We start from the raw sequence: 10,090 nt of genomic DNA on the forward strand, positions 1-10,090 counted from the left end.
TGGAATACCCCCTCAGATCTTCTTGTTCCGGCCGCAGACAATTTCAGAACCGGGCCCGTGCTTGCTCACCTGCGTCGGTGCCAGAGCCAGCTCCTGCTCCAGGATCTCCATGACCTTGGGAGAGCAGAAGCCGGACTGGCAACGGCCCATACCGGCTCTGGTCCGCCGCTTGACAGCGTCCAGAGACCTGGCGCCCAGGGGTCGGTGGATGGCCTCCAGGATCTCGCCCTCGCTGACGGATTCGCAGCGGCAGACGATCCTGCCGTAGGCCGGATTCTCCCGGATTCTGGCATTGCGAAGGGCCGGGTCAGCCTGCCCCGGGTCGGTGACCCTGTGACGGATGGGGTTAAAGTCGGTCTTCTTCAGTCCCCCCAGATCTTCCGCGACCTGGGCGGCGATCATGCAGCCAATGGCAGGAGCGGAGGAGAGCCCCGGGGACTCAATGCCGGCGGCATTGTAGAGTCCGGGGACATCCGGGCAGCGACCCAGGACGAAGTCGCCTCCGTCCTCGTGGGCGCGGAGGCCGGCGAAGGAGGTGATGACCTCTCGGAGGGGAAGGTCTGCTACGGATCGGGCGGCTGTTGCGGCCAGAAGCGCCAGACCCTCGGCTGTGGTGTTGACGCCCTCCTTATCATCGATGTCCTCCGCCGTAGGACCGACCAGGAGATTGCCGTGGACGGTGGGGGCGACCAGGACGCCCTTGCCCATCTTGGAGGGAGCCTGGAAGATCGTCTTATCTACATGCCCTCCCACACTCTTATCCAGGAGCTGGTACTGGCCCCGGCGGGGTGTGATGTGCAGTCCGGTCGAGGAGAGCTGATTATTGATGACATCGGCATAGAGGCCGGCGGCATTGACTAAGACCTTGGCCTGAATGAGGAAGTTTCCATCGGCATCCGCGTGGAAGTCGGGATCCTCCGGGGTCCGGGGGAGGGGGGAGTTTTCACTGCCCTGGGGTTCAAAGCGAAGATTGGAATTCTTACCCCGGATGCGGAAGCGGGGGGCTACGGCGTCATCGGCGGGAGCCTGTTCCAGGGAGCTGACCGGAGCATTGAAGAAGAAATCCACCCCGTTGGCAGAGGCATTCTCTGCCAGGCCCATGGTCAGCTCGAAGGGGCAGACAATGCCGCCGGTCGGGGCATAGAGGGCATCTGTGACCTCCTCTGCCAGCTTGGGCTCCATCCGGTGCGCTTCTTCCCGGTCCAGGAGACGAAGGTCCGGGACCCCATTGGCAAGTCCCTGCTCGTAGAGCTTGTCCAGGACATGGGGATCATTGTCCTCGGTCAGAACGACCAGAGACCCGTTGCGGCGGAAGGGGATGTCGAGGTCTTCTGCCAGCTGATCCATGAGGCGGTTGCCCTCGACATTGAGTCTGGCCTTGAGACTGCCAGGCTTGGCGTCATAGCCGGCGTGGATAATGGCGGAGTTGGCCTTGGACGTGCCGCAGCAGACATCCTCCTCCCGCTCAATCACGCAGATTGAGAGCCTGTATCTGGACAATTCTCTTGCGATGGCACAACCGATGACTCCCGCACCGATGATCGCTACATCATACATTTGAAAACCTCCTTGGATGTGGCCGGGAGAGGGGATCCGTCATCGAATCCCGGAAAGGCGCAAAAAGAGCAGGGAGAACAAGACGGATGGGCCCGTCTTATTCATACCCTGCTCATGATCTCCCGGTACGACCTGATTGAATTGTCTCTATTGTAGTCCGGCCGGGCCGGAAGCGCAAGACGTAAGATGATGTAAATGAGAGTCGATTTCTGGGTAGGCGCAGATTTTCCTTTATGAATCAAAGGGGGAACACTACAATAGGGGGAAAGTGAGGGAGGGAGCATGGCCAATACGAAGAATAACAAGCGAAAGATCCTTGCGCTCAAGGAGATCTTGGAGCAGGAGACGAATGAGACCCACAGCCTGACCATTGCAGACCTCGTGGAGAAGCTGGACGCGGCCGGATTTCCGGCGGAGAAGAAGTCGGTGACCAGGGACCTGCATGAGCTGGAGGATGCCGGCATGGCAATCGAGAAGACCCGGGACCGGGCGCCCGGCTACTATCTGGCGGACCGGGTCTTTGAGCTCCCGGAGCTGAAAATGCTGGCGGATGCCGTGGCTGCCTCCCGCTTTATTACAGAGAAGAAGTCCAGGCTCCTCCTCTCCAAGATCGGATCTCTGACCAACCGGTATGATGCCGGTCAGCTGCACCGGCAGGTGACCGTCTCTGACCGCATCAAGGCGGAGCGAGAGGCAGGCTACTATGGGATCGACACCATCTTCTCCTGCATTGATCACAATCGTCAGATGAGCTTCCATTACAGCGACTGGGAGCTCAGGAACGGCCGCAAGGAATTGGTGGCCAGGCATGGAGGCGCCCTCTATCAGGTCAGTCCCTGTGAGCTGCTCTGGGACAGCGAGCGCTACTATCTGATCGCCTATGCCGAGGCGGAGGCTGCCATCCGCTTCTACCGGGTGGATAAGATCCTGGATGCAAGAGAGATGGATCTGCCCCGCAACCGCCGGGGCATGGCCGCCTGGGACCGGATGGATCCCTCGACCTACACCAAGCGGACCTTCTCTATGTTCGCAGGGCACAGGGAGACCGTGACCCTGCAGGCCGACGCCCGCCTGACCGGAGTCTTGATCGACCGGTTCGGCACAGACCTTTCCATGCGCTGTCTGGCGGACGGTCGGGTCCAGGCCAGACCTGTCGTAGAGGTCAGCCCCCAGTTCTTCGGCTGGCTGACCGGCTTGGGACCGGGAATCATCCTCATGGGTCCGGCGGAGGTCCGGGAGGAATACACAGCCTATCTGGAGAAGATTTCGGCCCGGTACAAAGATCGGTCAGGACAATCGAAGTGAAAAGGCCTTTACAAGCAGGGCTGGGTCGTGCTATTCTCTTTATCGTGCTAGCAAGCTAAAGTATCCGGGACAAGATAGCCGGACCTTGTTCGGGCTTGCAAGGGAAAGAGATTCATGCTGAGGAGAGTGAGAAGATGAGAGAAATGAGAAAGATGAGAAAGATTCTGGCCCTGGGCCTTGTAGCGGTGATGGCGATCGGACTGGCAGCCTGCGGAGACCGGCCAGGACAGCAGAAGAGCGAGGATACGAAGAAGGAAGACCAGGCGAAGACAGGCAAGAAGGGAAGCGTCAAAAACACGGACCGGAACCTGATCGTTGGCTTTGATCAGAACTTCCCCCCCTTCGGCTATCTGGACAGCAAGGGCAATTACACCGGATTTGACATTGAACTGGCGAAGGAGGCGGCCAAGCGGATGAATCTGGACCTGGAGCTGCAGCCCATCGACTGGGACGCCAAGGACATGGAGCTGTCCTCAGGGACCATTGACTGTATCTGGAACGGCTTCTCGACCAATGGCCGCGAGGGAAAATACACCTTCTCCGATTCCTATATGTACAACGCCCAGGTATTCGTTGTGCGCAAGGACTCCGGAATCAAGGACCAGAAGGGGCTGACCGGCAAGGTAGTCGATGTCCAGAAGGAGTCCTCCGCGGAGAGTGCTCTCAATTCCGACGAGCAGAAGAACTTGAAGAGCAGCTTTGCGAGCCTGAATTCCATTGGAGACTACAATACCGCTATGATGGATCTGGAGTCCGGTGCCGTTGACGCCGTCGCCATGGACAAGTTCGTCGCCCTGGATCAGATCAAGAATAAGCCGGACAAATTCCTGATTCTGGACGGAGAGATTTCCTCAGAGCAGTACGCGGTCGGTTTCCTGAAGGGAAACAAAGAGCTCAGGGACAAGGTCAATCAGGCCCTCTCTGCTATGGACGCAGACGGGACATTTGCCAGGATTTCCGAGAAGTATTTCGGGGAGAATGTCAGCATCCTGTCCAAGAAATTGAACGCCGGACAGGATTGAAGACGGGAACGCAAGGAGTAAATATGGATATTTTCACACTGATCGGACAACTAGCCGGCGGCATGCTGACGACCATAGAGATCTTTCTTCTGACCCTGGTCTTCTCTCTGCCCCTGGGCATGGTGGTCGCCTTCGGCTATATGTCTAAGAACCCCGTCCTGCACTGGATTGTGAAGATCTATATCTCCATCATGAGAGGGACCCCCCTCATGTTGCAGCTTCTGGTCGTGTATTTCGGTCCCTACTATATCTTGGGGATACAGATCTCCTCCGGCTACCGGGGAACGGCGGTCATTATCGCCTTCGCCCTCAATTACGCCGCCTATTTCGCGGAGATCTATCGGAGCGGGATCGAGTCCATGCCCGCCGGTCAGTATGAGGCGGCCCGGGTCCTGGGATATTCCGGGAACCAGACCTTCTTCAAAATCATCCTGCCCCAGGTGATCAAGCGGATCCTGCCCGCAATCACCAATGAGGTGATCACCCTGGTCAAGGATACCTCCCTGGCCTTCTCCATTGCCTATGCGGAGATGTTCACCCAGGCCAAGGCTCTCGCCGCCTCCGCCCACAATGTGGTGCCCCTGATCGCCGCTGGTATTTTCTACTATGTGTTCAACTTCATTGTTGCGGAGATCATGAGCTTCTTTGAGAAGAGCATGCGCTACTATGACTAGGAGATGAGAATGAATATCCTTGAAATGAGCCACGTCAGAAAAAGCTTCGGTGACAATCCGGTGTTAAGAGATATCAGTTTTTCCGTCGCCCCGGGCGAGGTTGTATCCATCATCGGACCCTCGGGGAGCGGAAAGTCCACCCTGCTACGCTGCGCGACCCTGCTTGAGACCATGGATGACGGCTGCCTGTCCTATCTGGGCAGGCCTCTTGTGACAAGCCGGGACGGAAAAGCGGTTTACGGGAACAAGAAGGCCCGAAGAGAGGCCATGCAGACCTTCGGTCTGGTCTTTCAGAATTTCAACCTCTTTCCCCACTATTCGGTTTTTAAGAATATTACGGATGCTCCGATTCATGTCCATGGAAGAGACAAAGAGGAGGTCTACGCTGAGGCGAGGGAGCTCCTTGGCAAGATGGGCTTGTCCGACAGGGGAGATGCCTATCCCTGTCAGCTCTCCGGGGGGCAGCAGCAGCGGGTCTCGATCGCAAGAGCGCTGGCGATGAAGCCACAGATCCTCTTTTTCGACGAGCCGACTTCCGCTCTTGATCCGGAGCTGACCCTGGAGATCTTAAAGGTCATTCGCGACCTGGCGGCGGAGAAGATGACCATGGTGATTGTCACGCATGAGATGGCCTTCGCCAGGGATGTGTCGAACCGGATTATCTTCATGGAAAGAGGCCTGATTGTAGAGGATGGGACGGCAGAGGCCGTATTCTCCTCGACCAATGAGAGAACCAGGGAATTCCTGGGCAAGTATTACGGACAGGGATGAATAAAAAAGAAAAGTGACTTTGAGATCGGTGTTCTCAAAGTCACTTTGTCTACAGTCTGAAGGGGCGCATTTCCGAAGGAATGCGCCCCTTCACTTGACCCGGAGCCTTGGAAGTTTACCCTTTACTTCTGTTCTCTACTTCTGTTCTTTTCTTCCGGCTCTTCTTCTGAATGCGAGCATCAGTGCAATGAGGAGGATTGCAGCTGCACCGGTTCCGCCGTACAGATTCAGCGCTGAGCTGTCGTCTGTTTTAACCTTATGGACCTTGACAGAGCTCGGGTTCGGTTTGACATCCGGTTTCTGATTCTCGGATTTCACATAGGTATTTGTCACTGTCAGCTTGTCATCGCTGTAGGTTGCCTTATAATTCTCAGGCACATTTTCCTCTTTCGCATAATACTCATACGCATTCCCTTGCGGATCGTATTTTGCAAGAAGGACCCCTTGACTCGTCTTTGTGAATTCCTTTTCCGAATCTTTTCCCGCTGTTGTGGTAAACTCGTTCACCATTTCATCGATTGCTGTTCCGTCTGCTGCTGTGCCCTTCCTCCAGAGCTGAATCTTTATGGCAGGTTTGTCGCCGTTTACCCAGACCTTCTTTATGGTCGTCTTGACATTTAGTTCATCCCTGCCGTCATTTGTATTTGTTACGGTCACGGTGACCGGATTGGCCTCAACCAATCTTTCTCCGTTTTCCGGATCATAGCTTGTTGCAAAGCCGTGATTTTCAATCTCTTCGACTTTGTACATGCCATAGAGAAGCTTATCAAGAGTAATCTCTTCTCCTGCCTTCAGCTCTACCTCTTTGCTGTATCCGTTGGGGCCTTTGACCACAAACTTGAACTTAAGCGCATTGTCTCCGCCGGGTCTTACGGAAGCGTCCCTCAGCCCAGGTTCATCCGTGGCTTCGTTCTTCAGAACCTTTCTTATGGTGAGCTTACCGCCTCTGTCAGCTTCTCCCAACAGGGTATTCGTAACCTCGAGAGTTCCTTCCCCCGTAACGATCCAATTATTCCTTTCGTACTCATTTGTGAAGGTTTCCCTTACGTAGTACTCGTATTCCACTCCGTTCACATCTGTCTTCAGCTGCTTTCCGAAGTTTACTTCTCCGCTTTCTGGTACAACTTGCGGATTGGGATACTCCTGGGTTCCGGCTACCGCTTCACCGTCTCCCGCGGTTCCGTTCCTTCTCCAAAGCTCAAACTTAATTTCAGGCTTGGGGTTGAAACCGTCTGCATCAGCCCAGGTCTTATACGCCTTCACATCTTCATCCGTTTGCGGCTGGGTGTATGTATTGGTTATCTTATTTCCCTCTTGTGTCACCGCATAGGTATGTCCATGAACGACGACGTTATGATCCGCTGTTACACCCCTCTCCTTTACGGTGTATACGATCTCATTTCCAGATTGATTATATTTCTGGAGATCCATCCACACATATGTGAATTCATTTGCTGTTCCGTCACCCGGCGTTACCGTGGGCTCGGCATCCGTATTTAGGACGCCATCCGCATATAACTCGAGGTCCGGAGCTGTGTGATCCGCTTCGGGCCCGTTCACCCAATGCTTGCTTGCTGTCACCTCCGTCTTATAGTCATTGTCCTTCGGCCGGTTTATGATCTCTACGGTAGCTTCCTTTTTATCGATCAGCAAATCAACCTTACCGTCATCATTTGCCCCGTCGCTGTCAACAAAGTTCGGTGCGGGATCCTGCCCCGGTTCGGAGACGGTATAGTGTCCATAGGGGAGGTTCTCTATGGTCTTTTCCTGTCCTGCAGATAGCTCATGAACCTCTCTGTAGACCTCATCATCTCCGCCATACGGATTGGTGCCGACAACGGTGATCTTATACTTCGGAGTCGAGCCATATAGCCCACTCCTTACATCATTTGCCACACTTCCTCTAAGATCGGAGGGGTTGAAGGTTTTTTTAATCACCAGCTTACCAAGCGCTTTTTCTTGATTGGTGACGGTTATTTTTGTGTTCAGAGGATCATTTTCACTGCCTCCCCTGGGAACAACAAATTGATCCAAATGCGTTCCGTCGATCGACTCTATGCCCTGGGTCCCATCCCATGTCTCCCATTGGATGGAAGAGTCATAGTCAGAGAGATCGCTTGCCGGATTGCCGGAAATCGAATTCTCTTTTATCTCATATGCTTTGTCGATATGAAGGTCAACCATAACCTTGCTTTTATTTCCCGGGACAAGATAATCCTGGTTGAATCCGGCATCTTCCTTAAGTTTTACGTTAAAGTTGTATTCGCGTCCGTTTGCATAAGCGGCAGGAATCTCTCTGCCCTTGAAGTCGAGCAGTTCCTTATGCATCTCAATAATCAGCGGTTTTGCCTTCGGTTCAGGGAAAGCTTTCGTCTGCCGGTTCCCGTCTATATCTGTATAATGAACCATCGCGCCCGCATTCGTGTTGTAGTTTCCGTCTGCCGGCGATACAAGATCCAGGATACTGTCATTGATGACAACCTCATATGTCATCTCCGCGTAACGCGTCATCGAACCGGGTGTGACGGAAGTGTTAAGCGTTCCCACATCCCAGTTAATCGTATTGTTGTTCAGCGTCACGGTCCCCTGTGTAACCTGAATGTTTGATGCCGTTCCGCCCTTCACTTCAAAGCCTGTGCCCATGGGATCGGAGACATTGGCATCTTTCATTGCCGATCCGATGCTGGCTGCAATACTGTCGAAAATGCCGCTCAGGGCCGTCGGATTCTCTGTGCTGTATGAGCATCCCGAATTTGCCATCTTCTCAAGCACGGTATTTCCTGTGTTTCCGGCATTTACCGCAACCGTGTATACTTTTGCGTTCAGTTTTGCATAGCCCGCTTCGGCGATGGCGCAATTTCCGCTGTTATAGTGGTAGTACACATAATGGTTATCGACGATCGCTGTTTTATAATAAGACCACATGCTGTTTCCTGAACCTGTGGTTTGAGAGTAGTCAAATGCCGTCTTGGGCATAGCCGTGCTCGTCTGTTTCTCACGCTGATGACTCCCGGGGCCACCATCCTCCAGATAGTTATCCGGATTGTGCAGGGAGTAATTAAAGGTGGGAACGCCATCCGACAGTAAGACGATATTCTTAAAATCTGCATGAGAACTATTCAGCAGGTCGGAAGCAGTCTTGATTCCGGCTTGTGTGAATGTACCGCCATTCGCATAAAGACTGTCGATTGCGTTCAGGAGCTCCTGCTTATTGGCGTAATTTGTAAAATTCTTCCTTACATTCACATTCGTCTGAAATGTTACCAGGGCAATTCTCGTATTCGGATGGTTTTCATCGAGAAGCTTATTAACGAACTGCTTCGCCGCTTTTTTGGCCTCGCTCATTCGTCCGTTGTCAAGCATACTCCCGGACGTGTCGATAACCATGACGATATCGTTCTTCTGCTCTTTATCTGTCGCCTCCATGCGAAGCGTCACCTTGAAAGTATTCAGTTTTCCAGGTACCGGTTCCGCCTTCTTTGTCAACTCTATGGCACCGTATCCGGGCGTAAGCCTATGAATCTTTGCCGCGGGTCTGTTCGTACTTCTGGGGCTTTCCTTATCAAGATAGGGATCCGCCTTACTATCCGAAATGACAGGATTGGGCTTGGCCTTTTCCGGGCCGGTTAAGTGATCAGGATTGTCTCCCCTTGGTGCGGCCTCTTTTTCTTCGGTGACAGCGGTCTTTGTTTTTTCGGCAATAACAGCCTCTTCTTCCGCCTTAACGGCCTTTCCCCCTTCGGAAGCGGCTGACTTTTCTTCTTGAGCGGCATCTGTCTTCTCTTCTTCGACAGCAGTCGCTTTTTCTTCTGCCTGAACGGCCTCTTCCGCTTCCGCGGTAACAGCCTTTTCTGCTTCCGCCTTGGCCGAAGTTTCTTCGAGTACAGGAGTTTCCGCTATTTTCTCCGCTACCTGCCGAGCTCCCTCGTCTGCAGCGGAAACACGGCTAATCCCCGGAGCTCCGAACCCCGAGATTACGATGGCAAAACTCATGAAAAGTGCCAATGTGAAGTTTTTCCATTTGTTGTTTTTTTTCATTTCTCATGCCTCCGCGAACAACTGATCAACTTCTTCCTATTGCCCTTTCGCCTCAAAACACATGCTGTTTATATAAACGCGGCCCCCTATTTCTTAAGCTCCCAGCCGCCGTTTTCAAGGGATTCGGTGAATTTCCTCTTCCGAATATCCGCTTATATCTAGTTCGGAAACTTGTTCGATCTTGGATATATCGTCACCCTTGGCAAAAATCGTCATCTCAACGGATATATTTTTCCCGTCTGAATATGTGTATACCCCGACTTGCTTTCCGCCTGATCCGCATGAATAAAACGTTAATGCAAGAACAACAGCCAATAATATTGCCGGTACTTTTTTATGATTGACAGCTTTAACCCTAAATGGATGTAAATACTACGCTTTGGCATATCCACATGTGAATCACCTCCTATCTTTGGCAATGCATTGTGATTCGGGAGCTTATTCGGTTTATTTGACTTAGGATTGTTATGTCGCAAAAATATAGGAGTGTGAGAATATCTTCGCTGCTTGGATTGATATCGCACACGATTGTTTTGTTGTGAAATTTCTTGGTTGATCTGTCGGATAAGCGTGAAACAGAGATCTTCATATCTCTTGTGTCAAGCTTCTGAAGGCCTTCTCGTCTTGCCTTTCGATATTTGTCAGGAACTCACTCTATTCTGTTTCTTGATTCTACCATACAGTCCCTATATTATTAGTGAATTTTCTTTGAAGGATATATTT

At 52.8% G+C, this 10,090-nt stretch carries 6 protein-coding genes; 4 read left to right on the forward strand and 2 right to left on the reverse strand.

The annotated features are described in order from the left end of the window. Window positions 1–12 precede the first annotated feature (12 nt). Window positions 13–1,557 carry an NAD(P)/FAD-dependent oxidoreductase gene (locus tag ACO5R6_RS05500; protein ID WP_485626188.1) on the reverse strand — a complete coding sequence of 515 codons (1,545 nt, stop codon included), beginning with the start codon at window positions 1,555–1,557 and terminating at the stop codon, window positions 13–15. Between the two features lie 282 nt (window positions 1,558–1,839). Between ACO5R6_RS05500 and ACO5R6_RS05505 the strand changes: the two genes are divergently transcribed. From ACO5R6_RS05505 to ACO5R6_RS05520, 4 genes are all read left to right on the forward strand, one after another. After that, window positions 1,840–2,862, forward strand: a complete 1,023-nt coding sequence (locus ACO5R6_RS05505; protein ID WP_485626189.1) for a helix-turn-helix transcriptional regulator — start codon at window positions 1,840–1,842, stop codon at window positions 2,860–2,862. 143 nt (window positions 2,863–3,005) lie between these two features. Next, window positions 3,006–3,884 carry a transporter substrate-binding domain-containing protein gene (locus ACO5R6_RS05510; RefSeq protein WP_485626194.1) on the forward strand — a complete coding sequence of 293 codons (879 nt, stop codon included), beginning with the start codon at window positions 3,006–3,008 and terminating at the stop codon, window positions 3,882–3,884. A gap of 23 nt (window positions 3,885–3,907) precedes the next feature. After that, a complete protein-coding gene (locus ACO5R6_RS05515) occupies window positions 3,908–4,558 on the forward strand; it encodes an amino acid ABC transporter permease (protein WP_485626190.1) in 651 nt (216 codons plus the stop codon). Window positions 4,559–4,567: 9 nt separating this feature from the next. Continuing rightward, the gene (locus ACO5R6_RS05520) at window positions 4,568–5,329 is read left to right on the forward strand and encodes an amino acid ABC transporter ATP-binding protein (RefSeq protein ID WP_485626191.1); all 762 of its coding nucleotides are present in this window, start codon (window positions 4,568–4,570) and stop codon (window positions 5,327–5,329) included. A gap of 135 nt (window positions 5,330–5,464) precedes the next feature. Here the strand turns inward: ACO5R6_RS05520 and ACO5R6_RS05525 are convergent, their stop codons facing one another. After that, window positions 5,465–9,367 carry a VWA domain-containing protein gene (locus ACO5R6_RS05525; RefSeq protein WP_485626192.1) on the reverse strand — a complete coding sequence of 1,301 codons (3,903 nt, stop codon included), beginning with the start codon at window positions 9,365–9,367 and terminating at the stop codon, window positions 5,465–5,467. Window positions 9,368–10,090 lie beyond the last annotated feature (723 nt).

The sequence above is a fragment of the Shuttleworthella sp. genome (genome assembly GCF_057251025.1).